This is a genomic window from Streptomyces sp. NRRL S-646, assembly GCF_000720765.1.
In the GTDB taxonomy this organism is placed as follows: domain Bacteria; phylum Actinomycetota; class Actinomycetes; order Streptomycetales; family Streptomycetaceae; genus Streptomyces.
Map to the genome: position 1 here is coordinate 420,083 of NZ_JODC01000011.1, position 19,161 is coordinate 439,243.

Below are 19,161 nucleotides of genomic sequence, written 5' to 3' on the forward strand. Positions count from 1 at the left end.
CGGCCATATCGTCCGGCTCATGGACTGGCATGAGTGGCACGACGCGTACGACTCCCCCCACTCCTATTTCGCCCGACGCCTGGCCCTCGTCCGGGAACGCATCCGGCTCGCCCTCGACGAGGCCCCGCCCGGCCCGCTCACCGCGGTCAGCCTCTGTGCCGGCCAGGGCCGCGACCTGATCGGTGTGCTCCACGACCACCCCCGACGGGCCGACGTCCGCGCCCGGCTGGTCGAGCTGGACGAGCGGAACGTCACGGTGGCGCGGGCCGCGGCACGGGCCGCGGGGCTGCCGGACGTCGAAGTCCTCGCCGGGGACGCCTCGTTGACCGACCACTACGCCCCTCTCGTACCCGCCGACCTCGTCCTCGTCTGCGGGGTGCTGGGCAACCTGGTCGACGCCGATGTCGAGCGGACGATCGACCACCTCCCGCAACTCTGCCGACCCGGCGGCACTGTCGTATGGACCCGCACCCGGCATTTCGAGCCCGACCTGGTGCCCCAGATCTGCGCCTGGCTGGAGGAACGGGACTTCAAGCAGCTGTGGGTGTCCGACCCCAGCCTGGGCTACGGCGTCGGCTCCCACCGATTCACCGGTGAGCCCCGTCCGCTGAAGCCCGGGCAGCGCATGTTCGACTTCATCGGCTACGACACCCTCCGCCCGAGCTGACCGGCAGCCGGGGCCGGCTACAGCTCGCGCTGCGCCTCGTACAGGTTGCGCGGCCGGACCTCGTCCGTCGTGGGATACAGCTCCAGCCGCGCATGCAGGTCCCCGGTGAAGTCCGGGACGTCGGTCTGGTCGAACTCCGTGACCTCGTTGACGCCGACGGTCGCGGAGTACGGCGCGAGTCCGTCGATCTTCACCAGGCCCGCCCTGCCGTTGGTCACGCGGACGTTCCAGTGTGTGAAGCGGGCGCCGTAGAGGGGACCCGCGTTCGCGTCGCCGCCGTGGCGGCCGTTGTTGTCGACGGTGATGTCGGTGCGGACGTTGGCGAAGGGCAGGCCCCGGTGGGAGTCGAAGGTGCCCATCTGCATGTCGCCGCGCGACCAGACGTTGTAGGAGGACAGGCCCTCGACGTTGATGCCGTGCAACTGCGTCCCCTCCGGGGCCGGGACCGTGCGCTGTTCGATCGTGAAGTCCTCGATCAGGTTGTCGTGCGAGCCCTCGCGGCAGAAGTAGGGGTGGTGTTCGCCGCGGCCGCCGACCTTTGTGCGGCGCAGGGTGCAGGAGGACGCGGCGACCAGGCCGAACCCGTTGTCGACGTTGCGGACGGTCACGTCGTCCACCCAGCAGTCGTACGCGCACTGCAGCGCGACCCCGTTGTAGCCCTTGTCGAGAAGGTGCGGCGACTGCGGGGTGTCCATGACGTCGAGGGTGAGGCCTTCGACGCCGGCTCCGGTCAACTCACGTACGTGCGTGGTGAATTGGGGGTTCCACTCGGGACGCAGGTCGAGCGGGAGCGGGCGCTCCAGCGTGACTCTGCGGCCGCGGACGCGGGCCACCCGGACCGGCCACTCGTAGGGGACGTAAGACAGCAGCTTGGTCTTGTCCTGCCAGTAGTACGCCGCCGGGCCGGGGCCGCCGCCCGACATGTGCTGGAGGAGGGTGTGGCCGGCGTCGTCGGCGATGCGCAGGAGGACCAGGCGGCCTGGGCGCAGGCGCGACGGGTCGGCGACCGTCACCGTCCAGTCCCCTTGTCGCGCGGGCTGCACGGCCGTCAAGGGCTCCCACTCGTCCCGCCTGTTGCCGGTCCAGCCCTCGAAGGGCCAGGCCTGGGCCTTGATGGCGGCGACGAGTGAGTCCCAACGGGCCGTGGGCGCCAGCCAGATGAGGCCTCCCGCCCAGGACCAGGCCGACTTGGTGCCGCCGTACCGGGAGCCGTAGACACCGATCAGCTCGGTGAGGCTTTTCGTCGCGTACAGCGTCGTACGGCCGCTTCCGGCGCCACGCAGCACGACGTTGTCGTATCCGATGTGGATGAGGCCGTCGATGCGGAAGGTCCCCGGCGGGATGGTGACCGTGCCCCCGCCGGCCCTCCCGGCGGCGGCGACGGCGCGGTTGATCGCAGGAGCGCAGTCGGTCGAACCGTCCGGCTCGGCGCCGTAGTCGCATACGTCGGCCACGGCGGGGCGGCGGGGGAAGCGCGCCGCGCCGCCGTGGCAGCCGACGCGGCCGACGTACGGGATCTGGGGGTGGGTGAAGGGCGTGCGGGCGAACTCCCGCCAGATCCCGGGGACCTGACTGCCGGTCGGGGCGGCGGAGGCGGGTGTTCCGGTCGCTGTGGCGGCGGCCACCGCGGTGGCGCCGGCGAGAAGGCTCCGTCTGGTCATGCCCTGGTGCGCCGTGCTCATTCCGTACGTCCTTTCCATGCGAATTTCCATGGATGTGAACGACGTTCAGATCTGCGTCGGCCGTGAGCATGCCACGAGGGCCGGTGGTCGGAAAGGGGGTGTGCGGGAGTTATTCAGCAGAGCGCTGGGTCAGATGCGTGAACGCGTCCAGGTTCCGCGTCGACTCCCCCCGGGCCACCCGCCATGCGTACTCCTTGCGGATCGCGGACGCGAAGCCGAGTTCCAGGAGTGTGTTGAAGCTGCCGTCCGCCGCCTCCAGGACCTGGCCGAGGAGGCGGTCGATCTCGTCCGGGGTGACGGCGGAGAGGGGCAGCTTGCCCGCGACGTAGATGTCGCCCAGCTGGTCGACGGCGTAACTCACGCCGTACAGCTTGAGGTTGCGCTCCAGGAGCCAGCGGTGGACGCCGGTTTCGTTCTCGTCGGGGTGGCGGATGACGAAGGCGTTGACGGAGAGGGAGTGGCGGCCGACGAGGAGGGAGACTGTCGTCTTGAGCTTCCGGGTGCCGGGGAGCTGTACGACGTAGTTGCCGGGGGCGGGGCTCTCCCATTCGAGCTCGGCGTCCTTGAGGACACCCTCGATCACCTGGGCCGCTTTCTCTGCATCAGCCATGGTGGGAGCGTACGCGACGCCGGTACGACTGCATCGCGGCCGTGTAGACGTCCGCCGTCGTGGCGGCCGCGGTGTCCCAGCCGAAGGACTGCGCGTGCCGGGCGGCGGCCGCGCCCATGCGGGACGCGAGCGTCGGGTCGTCGGCGAAGTCGGACAGCACGCGCGCGTAGTCGGCCGGATCGTGGCCACGTACGAGGAAACCGGTCTCCCTGTCGCTCACGGCCACCGGGAGTCCGCCGACCGAGGCCGCGAGCACCGGGGTGCCGGCTGCCTGCGCCTCGATGGCGACCAGGCCGAAGGACTCGCTGTAGGACGGCATGACGAGGACGGACGCGGCCCGGAACCAGTCCGCGAGCTGGTCCTGGCCGACCGGCGGGTGGAAGCGCACCACGTCCGCGATGCCCAGGCGGGACGCCAGTTTCTGCAGGCCCTCGGGCTTGGCGAGGCCGCTGCCGCTGGGGCCGCCGACGATCGGGACGAGGATGCGGGAGCGGAGGTCCGGGCGCTCTTCGAGGAGCACGGCCACAGCGCGCAGCAGGATGTCCGGCGCCTTCAGGGGCTGGATGCGGCCCGCGAAGAGGGGGATCAGGGCGTCCTGCGGGAGGTCGAGGCGGGCGCGGGCGGCGGCGCGGCCGTCGGCCGGGCGGAAGCGGTCCAGGTTGACGCCCGGGTGGACCACGGCGACCTTGCCGGGGTCGGCCGAGTAGTGCCGTACGAGCTCGTCGGCCTCCTCGGCGGTGTTCGCGATGAGGCGGTCGGCGGCCTCGACGATCTGGGTCTCGCCGATGACGCGGGCCACGGGCTCGGGGGTGTCGCCGTCGGCCAGGTTGGCGTTCTTGACCTTGGCCATGGTGTGCATGGCGTGGACCAGGGGGGCGCCCCAGCGCTGGGCGGCGAGCCAGCCGACGTGGCCGGAGAGCCAGTAGTGGGAGTGCACGAGGTCGTAGTAGCCGGGGCGGTGGCCCGCCCAGGCCTGCATCACGCCGTGCGTGAAGGCACACAGCTGGGCCGGGAGCTCCTCCTTGGCCAGGCCCTCGTACGGGCCCGCGTCGACGTGGCGGACGAGGACGCCCGGGGCCAGCTCGACGGTCGGGGGGAGGGCCGCGGTGGTTGACCGCGTGAAGATCTCGACCTCGATATTGATCGCGGCGAGGCGCTGCGCCAGCTCCACGATGTAGACGTTCATGCCGCCGGCGTCGCCCGTGCCGGGCTGGTGGAGCGGTGAGGTGTGCACGGAGAGCATGGCTACGCGGCGGGGGCGGCGGTGCAGCCTCAGCCGCGGGGGCGTTGCCTGGGAGCGTCGCCCGAGCCTGCTGACGTACTGGCTCACGTGGCGGTCCTCCTTGTGCGGGCATGCCGGGGGGAGGGTGTGGGGCGCCCTCCAAGGGGGTGCAACATCGGGGGGAGGGCTCCCATTCCGGGGGCGGGGATTTTTGCCTGGACATTACCGTGGGTCGCTCAACTGTTCGGGGCTTGGGTGCGTTGAGGGCTTGGGTGCGTTGAGGGCTTGGGTGCGTTGAGGGCTTGGGTGCGTTGAGGGCTTGGGTGCGGATGCCTGCGGCGGCCTGTGCGGGTGAGTGGGGGTGTGCGTTGCGCACTACTCGGTCGTCGTGGGTCGGGGCCGCGCCGGGGGTGTCCGTCCTCGGTCGGGCGGTTGCCGGTTCGCGGTGACGTGCCGGCGGCGGACGCCCGCCGCTGCGGGCGGACACCCCCGGCACGTCCCCTGCTCGCCGTTGCGCCAGTGCGGGGCCCTTTACCCTCGTACGCATGACATCCCGCGCCCGTCCGGTGGGAACCGTGACACGCGGGACCACCAATCCCAATCGGCTGCGCCGCATGGATCGCTGGATCGCGGCCGTGCACGGCGGCGAGCTGCGCCGTGCCGTGGATCCCGTCGCCGTCGACCTCGGCTACGGCGCCGCGCCCTGGACGGCCGTCGAGCTCCTGGCCCGGCTGCGCACGGCGGCGCCCCGCACGCGCGTGGTCGGCGTCGAGATCGAACCGGCCCGGGTGACGGCGGCCAAGCCGTACGAGCGGGAGGGGCTCGTCTTCCGGCATGGCGGGTTCGAGATCCCGATTCCCCAGCGGCCTCATCTCGTACGCGCAGCCAATGTCCTGCGGCAGTACGACGAGGCCGAGGTTGCCGCGGTGTGGCGGCGGCTGTGCGCCCGGCTGGCCCCACCCACGGATTCCTCCCGCGGCGGGCTCCTGGTCGAGGGGACCTGTGACGAGATCGGGCGTCGGCATGTGTGGGTCGCGCTCGGGCCCGAGGGGCCGCGGACGGTCACCTTCGCCACTCGGCTCGGCTCGCTGGGCTGGCCGTCGGACCTCGCCGAGCGGCTGCCCAAGGCGCTCATCCACCGCAACGTTCCCGGCGAACCGGTGCATGCCTTTCTGCGCGACTTCGACCGGGCCTGGTCCGCCGCCGCGCCCTACGCCTCCTACGGCGCCCGCCAGCGCTGGATGCGTGCGGTGCGGGATCTGACGGCCGACTGGCCGGTGGCGGACGGGGCCGGGCGGTGGCGGCAGGGCGAAGTGACGGTGGCCTGGGAGGCGTTGGCGCCCCGCGGCTGACCGGTCCTCACCCCTGACCTGCGGGGAACGATCTCCGTGAGTCGTTCGTCACAAAGGCGGGGAGATCGCGTACGGCGAGGAGGGGGGAAATCCGACTTGCGTGCGGCTCTGTCGCTTTGCGCGTCGGCGTGGCACGATCCCCCAGGCGTCGTAAGTTACTGACGGTAAATCAGATTTGGGGGTAGCGGTATGGGTACGGGCAAGCGCGGCCTCATCGCGATGGCCGTGACCGTGGTCTGCGCGGTCACCGTGCTGGCAGCGCCGGGGACGGCGTTCGCGAATGCCGGCCGGACGCCCTCCCCCAGCACGTCTCCCTCTCCGGACGCGTCCGCCTCCGCGACTTCCGCGGCCGGCAAGGACCTTGAGGCGATCCGCCAGAAGCTCGACCAGCTCTACCACGACGCCGGCGTCGCCACGGACTCGTACAACGCGGCCGAGGAGAAGGCCAAGCAGCAGTCCGCCGCGATCGTCGACCTGGCGCAGAAGATCGTCAAGGGGCAGCAGAAGCTGGACGAGTTGAAGCAGCGGGCGGGCGCCGCGGCCGCCGCCCAGTACCGCACCGGCGGACTGCCCGACGAGGCCCAGCTGCTGCTCAGCAAAAACCCGCAGCAGTTCCTCGACGGGACGGGCCGGGTGCTGCAGGGTGAGCGCGCGACCAAGGGCCTGATCACGGAAATGACCCGCACCCAGCAGGACTTGAAGCAGTACGCCGCGGACGCCGCCGACCAGTGGAAGAGGCTGGAGGCCAACCGCAAGGCGAAGGACGCCGCCCGAAAGAAGATCAAGAAGCAGATCGCGGCCGCCGAGAAGCTCGAGAGCCGGCTGGAGAAGAAGGAGAAGGAGCGCCTCGCCAAGCTGGAGCAGGAGGCCGCCCTCGAGGCACAGACCGCCTGGCTCGACTCCGGGATCCTCGAGGAGATCAACGGCAAGGCGTCCGAGTTGGGCAAGAAGGCGGTCGCATACGCCACGGCCCAGATCGGAAAACCGTACGAATGGGGCGCCGAGGGCCCGAAGACGTACGACTGCTCCGGGCTGACCTCACAGGCCTGGGCGGCTGCGGGGCATGCCATTCCGCGCACCTCGCAGGAGCAGTGGAAGCAGCTGCAGCACGTCGACATCAAGGACATGCGGCCCGGCGACCTCATCATCTACTTCGACGACGCCAGCCATGTCGGGATGTACATCGGCGACGGCGCGATCGTGCACGCCCCACGGCCCGGGCGGACGGTGACGATCACGGGCGCGGGGTCGATGCCGATCCTCGGGGTGGTCCGGCCGGACGCGTGAGGACGGGCGGTTCAGGGACATATGAGGGCGGGTGGGGCGGACCGTGAACCCCGTCACGTGACCCACTGCACCCCGAACACCCCGGCAAACCCACGGCGGACGTGACGTTCGTCATTCCTGCCCCGTGCCCCTCCTGTCCAACTGCAGTACGGATCGCGGCATATGACAGTGGCGCCTGGCCAAGCAGCGTGTCTCACGCCATTCCTTTACGGCGTCGGCACCCGCTATGGTCCCCGTCGGTGGATCGAGATCTCTCGCTCCGCGTGCCCTCGGGGGGAGGGAAGGAACTCAACAAGATGCCCGTACCCATACCGCGGCAGAGAGCGATCCCGGCTGCGGAGAGTGGTCAGGCGCAGGCCGCGCAAGCAGGCGGCACCTCCATCCAGACCCCGCGCAAGGAAGCCACGGTCGACAAGAACGCCGCCACCACCACAAACCTGACGCTGCTGCTGATCGAGGACGATCCCGGCGGCTCCACCGTCATACCCGAACTGCAGGACTCGGCCGGACGTCCGATCCGCGTCCGCACCGCCCGCAACCTCACCGAGGCCGCGCGGCTGCTGACCGACGACGTCCACTGCATCCTGCTGGACCTCGCGCTGCCGGCCCCCGGCCGCAGCGATGACGACGACGAGCTCGCCGTGCTCAAGCACGTACTGGAGCTCGCGCCCCGGCACGCCGTCCTCGCGCTCACCGCGTCCGGCGACGCCGAGCGCGGTGCGGAGGCGGTGCGGGTCGGCGCCCAGGACTACCTCTTCCGGGACGAACTGGACGGCCGGCTGCTGAGCCGGGCGATCCGCTACGCCGTGGAGCGGAAACGTTCCGACACGGCCGAGCGACGGCTCGCCGAGGGCCGGGTGCGGGCGCAGGAGAACCGGCGCCTGGAGCGGGGGCTGCTGCCCACGCCGCTGCTGGAGGGCTCGTCGCTGCGGTTCGCCGCACGGTACCGGCCGGGGCGGTCGCGGGCGCTGCTCGGGGGTGACTTCTACGACGTCGTACGGACGCCGGACGGCACCGTGCACGCCATGATCGGCGACGTCTGCGGGCACGGCCCGGACGAGGCGGCGCTCGGCGTGGAGCTGCGGATCGCCTGGCGTGCGCTCACCCTGGCGGGGCTGTGCGGTGACGAGCTGCTCGGGACACTGCAGCAGGTGCTGGAGCACGAACGGTCCGACGACGAGATCTTCGCGACGCTGTGCACGGTGGACATTTCACCGGACGGGCGGCGGGCCGGCCTGTGTCTGGCCGGGCATCCGTCGCCGCTGGTCGCCCGGCCGGGGCGGACGGCCGAACTGCTGCCGTACGACAACAACGGGCCCGCCCTCGGGCTGCTGCCGGGTGCGCGGTGGCCTCGGATGCAGGTGGAGTTGGGGCGGGAGTGGAGTCTGATGCTCTACACCGACGGGCTGATCGAGGGCCGGATCGGGGAGGGGCTGGAACGTCTGGGCCAGGACGGGATGGTCGAGATGGTGAGGCGGCAGCTGGCCGAGGGGTTGCGGGGCGAAGCCTTGCTTCGGGCTGCCGTGAACGAGGTTCGTGAGCTCAATGGGGGCGAGCTGACGGATGATGTTGCGGTGCTGCTGCTGGACCGGGGGGTCTGAGCGGGAACCCGCCGTTGTGGGGTCTGTCGGATGCCGACTGCCCGTCCGTTGGGGCTGGTCGCTCCCCCACTCTCGACTTCGCTCGAGCGGGGGGACCCCCATCGCCGGCGGAGCCGCACATCGATACAGCCCCGCGCCCCTAATGGGGCGCGCTGCTAGCGGCCGCCGTTGTACGGGCCGTAAGGGCCGTCGCTGCTCGAGCCCCTGCGGTTACGGCCACCGCCTGCCAGGCCTCGTAGGGCCGGGCGGACGTCGACCATGTAGACGATGCTGGCCACCAGGCCTATGGCGGGCAGGAACGACAGGATCGGGAAGATGATGTTCACCACGAAGGCGATGGCGAGGATGATCAGCCAGAACGGCTTGGTCTGCTTGCCGACTGCGCGGTAGGCGTCCTCTCGGCGGACGGCCGCGTCGATCAGCGCGAAGCCGCTGAAAAGGATCAGGGCCATGCTCAGCAGCCACATCAACCCTGCAAAACCCTGCATCAGCACTACGTCCACCACCAGACTCGGCTTGTTCCTACGCGGTCACCGTACCCGTTCCCGAACACCGGCTACCCGCACAACGGGCCGGGCGCTCCAGGAGTGCCCGACCCGTTACCGATCACCCGTCCGTGTTACTTCGCGGGCGGCGTCGTCTTCTTGGCGGTGGTGGTCTTGCGGGCCGGCGCCTTCTTGGCGGCGGTCTTCTTCGCCGGAGCGGAGGCGGCCGTGGCCTCGGCCGGCTTGGCGGCGCCTTCCTCGGCCGGCTCGGCCTTCGGCTCGACGGCGACGGCCAGCTCCTCGATCTCCTCGGCCGCCTCGCCGCGCCAGGTCTTCACGGCCTGCTCGCCGTGCTCGGCGACCTTCTCGTAGGTCTCGCGGGCCTTCACGGCGTACTCGGCGGCGACGCCGACACCGCGCAGCGCGAAGTCCTGGGCCGACTCGCCGATCTTCTTGAGGTCGGCGTCGATGGTGGAGCCGAGCTTCTTGATGTCGCCGTCGAGGGTCGCCAGGAACTCGGTGACCTTGGACTGGAGGTTCTCCTGGGTCTCCTTGACCTTGGCGCCTGCCTCCTTGGCACGGGCCTGGGCCTTCTCCTGGACGGCCTTCGGGTCGGTGGTGCGGACGGCCTCGAAACGGGCCGGGGCCTCGGCGCGCAGCTGCTCCACGATGCCGGGCACCTTCTTGGCCTGCTGAAGGGCCAGGTCGGCGGTGCCCGCGGCGAAGTAGAGCGGCGTCGGGTCGCTGAGGGTCTTGCGGAGGTCGTCGGTGATGGCCATGGTGATGGTCCTCCCGGGTCGCTTGCAGCTGAGGGTTTTGGGTGCCGCGGGCAGCGTGGCCGGTCTGCTCAACCGGTGGGCTGCTGCGGGTCGTGCGGTTCGGCATCGTTGCCGTCGGACGTGCGGGTGCGGCGCGTGGCGGACCTGCGTCCGCCGGCCGTGCGGGTCTTGCGGGTGCGGCGCTCACCGGTCTGCTCGCCGTCGTCCTCGCGGGGACGGCGTATCGCGGTGTCGGTGTCCTGAGCGTCCCGTGTGTCCGTGGCACCCCGGCCGGGCTCGGCACTCAGGACCACCGCGCCGGCCTCCGGGGCCGCCTCGGTCATCTCGTCCGCCGCGCCGGCGATCCCGAACCCGTTCTCCTTGCGGAAGGACTCGTAGATCTGGAGCAGCACCTGCTTCTGCCGCTCGTTCAGCGTGGGATCGGCGAGGATGACGGCGCGCGTCTCCACCTCGTCCCGGTCCCGCTCGGCGTCGAGGATGCCGGCGCGGACGTACAGCGTCTCGGCGGAGATCCGCAGCGCCTTGGCGACCTGCTGCAACACCTCCGCGCTCGGCTTGCGCAGCCCGCGCTCGATCTGGCTCAGATACGGATTGGACACCCCGGCGGCATCGGCGAGCTGCCTGAGCGAGAGCTGCGCAGTGCGCCGCTGCTCACGCAGGTACTCACCGAGATTGCCGACGTTGAGCGATGCCATGCCTCCACCTTGCACCATCCCCGCTAACTATTGCAAGCAGCCGCTTGCAATAGTGCGCCACGCCACTCGGGCGGGTGCATCGGGGCGCGCGGGCGCCCGCAGCGGGACGGTGGCGGCCCGGTGGCGGGCCTACCTGGCGAGTTCGGCCGGGGTGTCCAGCCGGGTCAGCTTGCGCGGGTTTCTCACCACGTAGATCCGGGTGACCCGGCCGTTCTCCACCGCGAGGCTCACCGTGGACGGTTCACCGTCGAAGTCGATGCGGCCGGCGGGTGCGCCATTGAGCCATACGGTCGTCGTCCTGAGTGCCGCCACCTTCCGGTTCGCGCCCGCGAGCAGCTTCGCCACCACCTCGGCCCCGTGGAGCGGAGCCAGAGCCGCCGCCACGACCCCGCCGCCATCGGCGATCATCACGACGTCCGGCGCAAGGACCTCCAGGAGCTCCTGCAGCTGGCCGGTCCGCAAGGCGGCCAGGAACCGTTCCACCACGGCCTGCTGCTCCGACCTGCTGACCTGCACCCGCGGGCGCCGGGCCGCCACGTGCTCGCGGGCCCGGCGGGCGATCTGCCGTACCGCGGCCGCGGACTTGCCCGTCGCCTCGGCGATCTCGCCGTACGGCAGCTCGAAGACCTCGCGCAGCACGAACACCGCCCGCTCCGTCGGCCCGAGTGTTTCGAGAACGGTCAGCATCGCGATCGAGACGCTCTCCGCGAGTTCGACGTCCTCGGCGACGTCCGGGCTGGTCAGCAGCGGCTCGGGGAGCCACTCGCCGACGTACTCCTCGCGGCTGCGCGACAGCGTCCGCAGGCGGTTGAGTGCCTGCCGGGTCACGGTGCGGACGAGGTACGCCCGCGGATCGCGCACCTGCGCACGGTCGACGCCGGCCCACCGCAGCCAGGACTCCTGCAGCACGTCCTCCGCGTCGGCCGCCGAGCCGAGCATCTCGTAGGCGACCGTGAACAGCAGGCGACGGTGGGTGACGAACGGGTCCTCGGTCATGAACGTGCGGCCAGCGGGATCTCGCAGGCGGCGGAGAAGCCCTGTGACTCGATCCCGAGCGCCGTGTTGCTCCTGGTCGCGAGGTTGGCGTAGGCGATGCACCCGGTGATCTCGACCAGCGCCGCCGGGCCGAGCCGGTCCAGCAGACGCCCGGACAACTCGTCGGTGACGGTCGGCGGGGTGTTCGTCATGGCCTCGGCGTACTCCATGACGTCCCGCTCCAGCGGTGTGAACACCTCCGACTCGCGCCAGCGCGGCACCTGGCTCGCCTTGGCCAGGTCCAGGTCCAGGTTCTGCGCCTGGAAGTAGTTGATGTCGAGGCACCAGCTGCAGCCGACCTGTGCCGCGACGGCCATGTGGGCGAACGACTTGAGGCTCTCGTCGGCCGCATCCCAGGCGGCCACCCTGGCTCCCATTTCCGAGGCCGCCTCGGCGACCGGTGGGTTGTGCCAGGTCGCCTCGAGCGGTTCGGGCACGACACCGAACCGCTCGATCATGCTGTCGACGACCTCGCTGCTGATCTCGGCCTTCGGAACGCGTAGCGCCATGGTGATCTCCCTTTCCGGGTGCGGGCGTTGCCTGTTCGGCATGAAGACACCGCGCGGCCCGCGAATGTGACAGCCTCGGGCGCAGCGGGCCTCAGCGCCCGAGCCACTCCTCCACTACGGCGAAGTCCGCGTCGGTGAGCCCGTACCGGTGGTCGACCCGGTGCAGCAGGGCGGGCGCCGGATGGTGTGCGGCGACCCAGGTGACGTCGGCGGCGGTGATCTCGTCGTCGACCCAGACGAAGGGGCGGCCGTCCGCCCAGGCCACGAGCGGCCGGGTCTTCCAGTGCAGTGGTGTCGGCGGCTCGTCCTCGTCCGGCCAGTCCACCGACGGCAGCGGGGGCAGGCCGAGCCAGGGCGCGACGCACACGTTCGCGTCGTCCAGCCAGGTCGTCGCCCACACCAGCTCGCAGTCCAGCGCCACCAGCCGCGCGCCGAGCCCGGGGTCGATGCGGTTCAGCAGCGGTTGGCCCGCGACCGCCGCCTGCGGCAACGGAAATTGCGGCTCGTACGAGGGGTACGGGTGCGCCGAGCCGAAGGGGATCAGCGTGCCGTCGATGTCGAGGAAGAGCAGCATCAGCCCTCGAATCCCTGCTCCGCCAGGATCTTGTCGATGCGTGCCCGGTGCGCCGCCTCCCATGCGTCCAGCGACTCGTCGGCCTCCTTGGCGAGCTTGGCCCGGGCCGCCGTGAGCACCTCGTCGCGGCGGGCGGCGGGCACGGCGACGACGCCCTCCTCGTCGGCCACGACGATGTCGCCCGCCTCGATCCGTACGCCACCGCAGGTCACCGGCTCGCCCAGCGGCCGTACGACCGACTTGGCGCCCGGGATGGGGATGACGCCCCGGGCGAACACCGGGAACCGTGCCTCGCGCACCTCGGCGAGATCGCGGATCAGTCCGTCCAGCACGAAGGCCGCGACGCCGCGACGCTGGGCGACGGCGCAGACGTTGCCGCCCGCGAGCGCCCAGTCCAGGTCTCCGGACTCCGCGACGACGACCGATCCGGGCTCGGCGCGGTGGATGGCGGCGTGCAGCATCAGGTTGTCGCCGGGCGGGCAGCTGACGGTGAAGGCCGGTCCGGCCACCCGCCCGTGCGGTCCCCACAGGGGGCGGATCCCGATGTCCATGACCTGTCCGCGGCCCAGGAGGTCGGCGAGAGTGGTGGTGGGGATGGTCCGGAACTCGGTGGCATCAGTCATACGTCGGACGTTATCGTCCGGTGCATGACTGCCGGGTCGGCCTTGTGCCGTGAGCGAGTTGGGTGCCCGGCCTCTGAGTGAGGCCAGGGCGGGCGCGAAGCCCGCCTCTTTCTCTGCGCCGCCTTCGAACCCTTCGAAAGACACCAGCTGCAGAGAAAGAAGAGAATGCCCAACGGCGACAACAAGAAGTTCATCGACTTCAACCAGCAGGTCATCGACGAGTTCCGCGCCCACCAGGGCCGCGTCGGCGGCCCCTTCGAGGGTGGCCGGCTGCTCCTGCTGACCACCACCGGCGCCCGCACCGGTACCTCGCACACCACTCCCGTCGGCTACCTCCCCGACGGCGGGGAACGCGTCCTGGTCATCGCCTCCGCGGGCGGCTCCCCCAAGCACCCGGACTGGTACCACAACCTCCTGGCCAACCCCCAAGTCACCGTCGAGAGCGGTGTGTTCACGTACGAGGCGCGGGCCGTCGTACTCGCCGGCGAGGAGCGGGAGGAGGCCTGGGCGCGGGCGGTGGAGGCGGACCCCGGCTGGGCGGAGTACCAGAAGAAGACCGAACGGATCATCCCGGTGGTCGCCCTGCACGCGATCACGAACGGCGGCCCGGGGAAGATCAACGCCTCCTCGCCGGGCGAGGCGATCAAGGTGGTGCACGACGCCTTCCGCCGTGAACTCGCCCTGATCCGCAAGGAGATGGTGGCGGGCAACGGCACCCTCGGCGCCCAGCTGCGCGTCAACTGCCTGACCTTCTGCCAGGGCCTGCACAACCACCACACCGGCGAGGACACGATGATGTTCCCGTTCCTCGCCGACCGTCACCCCGAGGCGAACCCGGTGCTCAGGCGCCTGGGCGAGGAGCACGAGCAGATCGCCGCCCTGGTGGCGGAGTTGCGCCGCGCGATGACCGACGAGAACCCGACCGCGGCCGCCGCCGAGGTCGAGCGCCTCACCCTCGCCCTCGAAGCCCATCTGACGTACGAGGAGGATGAGCTGATCCCCCTCCTCGACGCCTCCGCCTGACCGGCGGGCGGCCGCTGCCGCTTTCCGATTCCCGGTTTCGGTGCCCCGGCGCCCGAGGTCCGGGCCCCGGCTCCGGGGCGCGAGCCGACGCCGACCGGGTGCCTCCTTTCTTGGGGGCGAAAGCCGCCCCGAAGACACGACTGCCCGCAGTTACGGCGGCGTCGGCGCCTGGTTCGGGCTTCGGCCTCGGGCTCCGGCTTCGGCTCCGGCTTCGGCTCCGGCTCCGGCTAGAACGGCAGCGGCCGCCCGTGCACCACCTCCAGCCGCGAGACGGCCCGGGTCAGCACGACGTACAGCCGGTGCAGGCCGCGTGCCTCCGCCTCCGCGATCGCCGCGGGCTCGACGGCGACGACATGGTCGTACTCGAGTCCCTTGACGAGCGCCGCCGGTACGACGGTCACGCGGGCGCCCAGCTCGTCCGGTCCCGCGGTCCTGATCCCGGCCGCGCGGAGCGCCCGTGTCACCCGGTCCATGTCGGCGTCAGCAGCCACGACTCCGACCGATCCCTCATGACCGAGCGCATCGCGTACGGCGTCCACGACCGCACCCGGCAGATCGGCTCCCGCCTCCCGCACCCTCAACTCGCCGTCCCGGCGCAGGGACCGCCCCGCCGGGACGTCGACGTCCAGCCGCTCCAGCAGCCGGTTGGCGAGTGCGACGACGGCCCCGGGCACCCGGAACCCGGTCGTCAGCGGCACCACGGCCGCGTCCGGTTTCCCCAGGTGCCGCAGGACCGTGTCCCAGGACCGCGCCGCCCAGGGCGTGGTCCCCTGCGCCAGGTCGCCGAGCACGGTGAGCGACCCGAAGGGTGCGCGCCGCGCGATGGCCCGGCATTCCATCGGGGAGAGGTCCTGCGCCTCGTCGACGACGACATGGCCGTACCCCTCGGGGTGCTCGACGAGCCCGGAGACCTCGTCGAGGAGCACCAGGTCGGCGGCCGACCAGCGAGCCGACTTCCACGACCGCGGGGGCTTGGCCCACAGCAGTGCCCGCTGCTCGTCGGCGTCCAGCAGCCCGTCGGCGGCGAATGCCAACATCCGTGCGTCTACGAGCAGTTGGGCAACGACCTCCTCGGGCCGCACCCGCGGCCACACGGCGTCGACATACGCCCCGACCGCCCGCGCCCGCGAGATCCTCTGCACCCAGGCGTTCGACTGCGGCCCGGCCCGCCGCTCGGCCTGCAGCTGGATACTCCGTACGACCCGCATCCGCACCCGTTCCCGCCCGATCCCGTACGGCGGCTCCTCGGCCAGCACACCCTCGACGATCCGTACGAGCTCGCCGGCCCCGACCCGCCACCGGTACGAGCCGTCGTCCACGGAAAGGGGTTCGACCCCGTCGCCGGAGACATTCGCGTACAGCGCCCGGCGCAGCACCTCCGCCATCCGGGCGTCGTGCTTGACGACGGCGGCCCGCTCGCTGTCGGTCCCCCTGACCGGGTGCGCGGCGATCTCCTCCTGGAGCGTCGACTGCCGTACGCCGGTCTCGCCGAGGGCGGGCAGAACCTGGGAGATGTAGGAGAGGAAGGTCCGGTTGGGGCCGAGGATGAGCAGTCCGCCGCGCTTGATGCGCTGCGGGTGGGTGTAGAGGAGGTAGGCGGCCCGGTGCAGCCCGACCGCGGTCTTGCCGGTGCCGGGAGCGCCCTGCACGCACACGGAAACGCCCAGGTCTCCTCGTACGAGATCGTCCTGCTCGGGCTGGATGGTCGCTGCGATGTCACGCATGGGGCCGACGCGGGGCCGTTCGATCTCCCGGGCGACGATGTCGCTCGCCCGGGACTCGCCCCGGTCGAGGTGCTCGTCCTCCAGACCGGTGAGGTCGGCGGAGTCGCCGCGGCTGCCGGGGGCCCAGCCGAACCGGCGCCGGACCGCGACGCCCTGCGGGTCGCCGGCGCTCGCCTGGTAGAAGGCGCGGGAGACGGGCGCCCGCCAGTCGACGACCAGCGGCGGGGCGGCGACGTCCTCACTGATCCGCAGCCGGCCGATGTGCAGTGACTGCTCGGCGGTGTCCAGCCGCCCGAAGAACAACGGCCCTTCGGGCAGCTCCCGCATCTCCTTCGCCCGGCTTCGCAGCCGGTACCCGAGCACTTCGGCGTCGGCCCCGGAGGCCGAGACGTCCTCGCCGGTGACGACCTGCTCCTGAGCGCCGTCGACCATGGCGGCGAGGGCGGTGCGGCAGCGGTCGTGGTGGGCGCGTTCGCGGTGGAGGGACTCTTTGAGGGCCGGCGGGGCGGGCGGGGCGGGCTCGGCTGACGTCATGGGACCGAGGGTACCCAATTGCACAACCGAGTTAAATATTTTACCGCGTCTCACCCATTGGGCTGTGCGAGATGCGGCAGCCCGGCCGCCAGCACATCGAACGCCCGCTCCGCCGCGGCCACGGCATCCGCCCGTACGTCCTCCACGCGCTCCCCCTCGGCGATCCGCCGCCAGTTCTCCATCGCGAGAATCCGCTGCACGGCAACGATCTGCCCGGCGGCGAGCCGCGCCTCGAGCCCACCGCCGAGTGCCTCGGCGAGCGCGGCCTCGGACCGCTGCTGGTAGGCGTACACGCGGGCGACCAGGGCGGGAGTCCCGTAGAGGAGGGAGTGAAAGGCGAGAACCTGCGGATGGTCGTTCAGCCCGGTGACCGGATCACCCCGCTCCAGCCCGTCGAGAAAATGCCGCCGCAGCGCGGCGAGCGGCGCGAGCCCCCCGGCCGCGACCCGGGCGGCCTCCCCCTCGTGATCCGCGATCCGGTGCAGGACGAGATCCTCCTTCGCCGGGAAGTACCGGAAGAGGGTCGGCTTGGAGATCTCGGCAGCGGCGGCGATCTCGGCGACGGACACGGCGTCGAAGCCGCGCTCCAGGAACAGCCGGATGGCGATCTCGGAGACCTCTTGGTACATCCGCTGCTTCTTGCGTTCACGCAGGCCGGGCTCGGTCATGCTGTGAGCCTACGCACCACGGTGCCGGCGCATCAGGGCCGCCATGATCTCCGAGTGGCTCGGCACCTCAGCGAGATCGAGCGGATGGGCCGCGGCAGTCAGGACTCTTTGGAGTTTCCGGGCGGCCCAAGGCAGAGCCGCCCATTTGAACCCCGTTCCATCGCTAAGCGACAACGACACCCGGATGACGTCGGTGAAGACCGACTGCGCTCTCTTGAAGTCGAGGAGCACGTCCAGGTCGTCCGCCAGGCCGTACGACCCGCCCGGGTTGGCCTTCTCGACGACCCGGCTCCATTCCGCGGCCATACGGCGTTGCTGATCCTCGGGGTATCGCATCAGATACAGATGGGTGGCGAGGTCGTAGAGGGGATCGCCCAGCATCGCCAACTCCCAGTCGATGGTCCAGAGTTGGCCCCGGGAGTCGACGACGAAGTTCTTACGGTGCAGATCCGCGTGCAGCAGGCCGAAAGGGCGCCGCCGCAGCCCGGACATCTTCTTCTTCAGGCGGACGAACGATTCACCGCCCACACCGAGTCGGTCGAAGAGGTCCCCGAACTCCGCCAGGTTCTTCTCGTAGACCTGATCCTCCATGAAGACGATCAGACGCTCCAGGAAACCGTCCGTGTCACCGTCGTCGACACGGTCCTTCTGCAGGCAACGCCGCGGCACACTCTCGAGCAGGTCGGGGCTGATCTGCGCCATCTGCCGGAAGAGCTCGACGATCTGGTCGAAGACGGCGTCGGAGACGCTCCGACCCACCCCCCGCCGTGTGGGGAGGGTGCGCCCCTCGATGAACCCCTGGAACCCCATGCCCGCGACATCGAGGACATCGGGAAGCCGGTCGACCTTCCCCTTCAGGGTGCGCAGCAGCTTCTCCTCCGACTCGAAGCACCGCCGGTCGAACCAGAGGATCTCAGCACGCGGCTCACGGACCTTGACGAACTGCGTCCCACCGTCCAGTCGAAGCACATAGGTTTCGTGGTGGTACCCCCTGAGCGGGCCCTTGATCACCCCACTGTCCGACTCCGGATTCATCACACCCCGTTCACGAAGGGTCCGGTCGTGCTGGGAGGCTACGTCGGCGTCAGTTCGTGCGCCACGTTCCAGAGCGTCTCGAAGAGCTCCCTGCGGCGACGGATGATCTCCCGGGCGTGGTCTCCGCCGTCCAGGGACCAGCGGGTCAGCAGGGAGTCGTAGCCGATGAGGTCCAGGAGATTCCCGTCACCGACCGCGGGGGTGGTGTTCGACGGGTCGGGACGCAGGTCGAGCCTGTCGTAGATCCCCTCGTACACCACGTCGTTGTTGATGAAGTAGAGCTTGAGCGAGGGCGACATGTGCAGGATGCGGAATTCGACCTTCAGCGTCCCCCGTCTGGCGACGGCCATCCGCCCTATCTGAGACCTCAGACTGCTCGCGTGCTCAGCGATCTGACGCCTCAGGTGTTCGCGGAAGTCCGGAGCATCGGAGATCTTGCCGCCCGAGCCAACCTGTCCGGGGACCTCGATCTCCTTGGTGAAGTCCGGTACCAGAACACGGAGGCTCACGGTGCGCAGCGGATCCGCGCCCAGGCTCTGCAGAATGTTCTTCAGGGGCACGGCGAACGTCTCTCCGGTGAATCCCATCGCTGTGAGTCGGACCTCTCCCCCGGCCTCGAGCGCCTCCTTGAATTCCCGCTCCAGCTCGCTCGGCGTGACCCCCGCTCCGCCTGTTGGGCGCAGCACCGTGTTCAGGCGCTGTACCTCGTCGTCGAGCCGCCGCACCACCTGGTCCAGGGCTTCCTCGTTCTCCCGCTGCGTCGCGTGCGCCGCGTTGAGGCGCTGCACCTCGGAGTAGAGCACGTAGCCCACCACGGTGAGCAGGGCGCCGCCCAGGTAGACCTTGCCCTCCAGCGCGTCACCTATGGGCTTCACGAACTGTGCCAAAAGTCCGAGTGCGAAGACGGCGGCCAGAAAGAGCTTCGTGACCGTGGACTCCGCGCGTCCCCATCCGGCAGCCACTCTGGCGCTCCAGGACGGCCTTGTGTCCGACACTGATTCCCCCTGCCAGCCCCCGACTTGAACCGAGCCTGCTCATGGTGCCCGGATGGACAGG

The 19,161-nt window shown here is 70.7% G+C and carries 19 protein-coding genes; 5 read left to right on the top strand and 14 right to left on the bottom strand.

Annotation, left to right across the window (positions count from 1 at the left end; translation table 11 throughout):
* Positions 1–19: 19 nt before the first annotated feature.
* Complete coding sequence (locus IH68_RS0130665) at positions 20–667, top strand: class I SAM-dependent methyltransferase (RefSeq protein WP_030941459.1); 648 nt, start codon at positions 20–22, stop codon at positions 665–667.
* Between the two features lie 17 nt (positions 668–684).
* Here the strand turns inward: IH68_RS0130665 and IH68_RS0130670 are convergent, their stop codons facing one another.
* The 3 genes from IH68_RS0130670 to mshA form a co-directional block, all read right to left on the bottom strand.
* A complete protein-coding gene (locus tag IH68_RS0130670; RefSeq protein ID WP_030941460.1) occupies positions 685–2,349 on the bottom strand; it encodes a glycosyl hydrolase family 28-related protein in 1,665 nt (554 codons plus the stop codon).
* A 109-nt stretch (positions 2,350–2,458) separates the two neighbouring features.
* Positions 2,459–2,959 (bottom strand): YbjN domain-containing protein, encoded by a 501-nt coding sequence (locus tag IH68_RS0130675; protein WP_030941464.1) that lies wholly within the window; start codon positions 2,957–2,959, stop codon positions 2,459–2,461.
* The gene (mshA, locus tag IH68_RS0130680) at positions 2,952–4,289 is read right to left on the bottom strand and encodes a D-inositol-3-phosphate glycosyltransferase (RefSeq protein WP_030941465.1); all 1,338 of its coding nucleotides are present in this window, start codon (positions 4,287–4,289) and stop codon (positions 2,952–2,954) included. Before mshA ends, IH68_RS0130675 begins: the two co-directional genes overlap by 8 nt.
* A gap of 437 nt (positions 4,290–4,726) precedes the next feature.
* Here mshA and IH68_RS0130685 point away from each other — a divergent pair, with 437 nt between their 5' ends.
* From IH68_RS0130685 to IH68_RS0130695, 3 genes are all read left to right on the top strand, one after another.
* Positions 4,727–5,533 carry a hypothetical protein gene (locus tag IH68_RS0130685; RefSeq protein ID WP_030941467.1) on the top strand — a complete coding sequence of 269 codons (807 nt, stop codon included), beginning with the start codon at positions 4,727–4,729 and terminating at the stop codon, positions 5,531–5,533.
* Between the two features lie 189 nt (positions 5,534–5,722).
* A complete protein-coding gene (locus IH68_RS0130690) occupies positions 5,723–6,820 on the top strand; it encodes a C40 family peptidase (RefSeq protein ID WP_030941468.1) in 1,098 nt (365 codons plus the stop codon).
* A gap of 296 nt (positions 6,821–7,116) precedes the next feature.
* Positions 7,117–8,421 (top strand): PP2C family protein-serine/threonine phosphatase, encoded by a 1,305-nt coding sequence (locus IH68_RS0130695; protein WP_030941469.1) that lies wholly within the window; start codon positions 7,117–7,119, stop codon positions 8,419–8,421.
* 155 nt (positions 8,422–8,576) lie between these two features.
* Here the strand turns inward: IH68_RS0130695 and IH68_RS0130700 are convergent, their stop codons facing one another.
* The 7 genes from IH68_RS0130700 to IH68_RS0130730 all read right to left on the bottom strand — a co-directional run bounded on the left by IH68_RS0130700 (position 8,577) and on the right by IH68_RS0130730 (position 13,121).
* Positions 8,577–8,909 (bottom strand): DUF2516 family protein, encoded by a 333-nt coding sequence (locus IH68_RS0130700; RefSeq protein WP_030941470.1) that lies wholly within the window; start codon positions 8,907–8,909, stop codon positions 8,577–8,579.
* A 131-nt stretch (positions 8,910–9,040) separates the two neighbouring features.
* A complete protein-coding gene (locus tag IH68_RS0130705; RefSeq protein ID WP_030941472.1) occupies positions 9,041–9,685 on the bottom strand; it encodes a hypothetical protein in 645 nt (214 codons plus the stop codon).
* Between the two features lie 68 nt (positions 9,686–9,753).
* On the bottom strand, positions 9,754–10,380 hold the full coding sequence (locus tag IH68_RS0130710; RefSeq protein WP_030941474.1) for a helix-turn-helix domain-containing protein: 627 nt from the start codon (positions 10,378–10,380) through the stop codon (positions 9,754–9,756).
* 129 nt (positions 10,381–10,509) lie between these two features.
* The gene (locus tag IH68_RS0130715) at positions 10,510–11,376 is read right to left on the bottom strand and encodes an RNA polymerase sigma-70 factor (RefSeq protein ID WP_030941476.1); all 867 of its coding nucleotides are present in this window, start codon (positions 11,374–11,376) and stop codon (positions 10,510–10,512) included.
* A complete protein-coding gene (locus IH68_RS0130720) occupies positions 11,373–11,924 on the bottom strand; it encodes a carboxymuconolactone decarboxylase family protein (protein WP_030941478.1) in 552 nt (183 codons plus the stop codon). Before IH68_RS0130720 ends, IH68_RS0130715 begins: the two co-directional genes overlap by 4 nt.
* Before the next feature lie 91 nt (positions 11,925–12,015).
* Positions 12,016–12,498 (bottom strand): HAD domain-containing protein, encoded by a 483-nt coding sequence (locus IH68_RS0130725; RefSeq protein WP_030941480.1) that lies wholly within the window; start codon positions 12,496–12,498, stop codon positions 12,016–12,018.
* Complete coding sequence (locus IH68_RS0130730; protein WP_030941482.1) at positions 12,498–13,121, bottom strand: RraA family protein; 624 nt, start codon at positions 13,119–13,121, stop codon at positions 12,498–12,500. Before IH68_RS0130730 ends, IH68_RS0130725 begins: the two co-directional genes overlap by 1 nt.
* Before the next feature lie 165 nt (positions 13,122–13,286).
* On the opposite strand from IH68_RS0130730, the gene IH68_RS0130735 reads away from it, so the two are divergent.
* Positions 13,287–14,144: a nitroreductase/quinone reductase family protein gene (locus IH68_RS0130735; protein WP_030941485.1), complete on the top strand. Its 858-nt coding sequence runs from the start codon at positions 13,287–13,289 to the stop codon at positions 14,142–14,144.
* Between the two features lie 227 nt (positions 14,145–14,371).
* Here the strand turns inward: IH68_RS0130735 and IH68_RS0130740 are convergent, their stop codons facing one another.
* The 4 genes from IH68_RS0130740 to IH68_RS0130755 are packed head-to-tail and all read right to left on the bottom strand — an operon-like array spanning position 14,372 to position 19,067.
* Entirely contained in the window at positions 14,372–16,402 is a 2,031-nt protein-coding gene (locus IH68_RS0130740) for a HelD family protein (RefSeq protein WP_030941487.1), read from the bottom strand.
* Positions 16,403–16,452: 50 nt separating this feature from the next.
* The gene (locus IH68_RS0130745; protein ID WP_030941489.1) at positions 16,453–17,070 is read right to left on the bottom strand and encodes a TetR family transcriptional regulator; all 618 of its coding nucleotides are present in this window, start codon (positions 17,068–17,070) and stop codon (positions 16,453–16,455) included.
* Positions 17,071–17,079: 9 nt separating this feature from the next.
* Complete coding sequence (locus tag IH68_RS0130750) at positions 17,080–18,105, bottom strand: aminoglycoside phosphotransferase family protein (protein ID WP_037885464.1); 1,026 nt, start codon at positions 18,103–18,105, stop codon at positions 17,080–17,082.
* Between the two features lie 38 nt (positions 18,106–18,143).
* Entirely contained in the window at positions 18,144–19,067 is a 924-nt protein-coding gene (locus tag IH68_RS0130755) for an ATP/GTP-binding protein (protein WP_234341675.1), read from the bottom strand.
* Positions 19,068–19,161 lie beyond the last annotated feature (94 nt).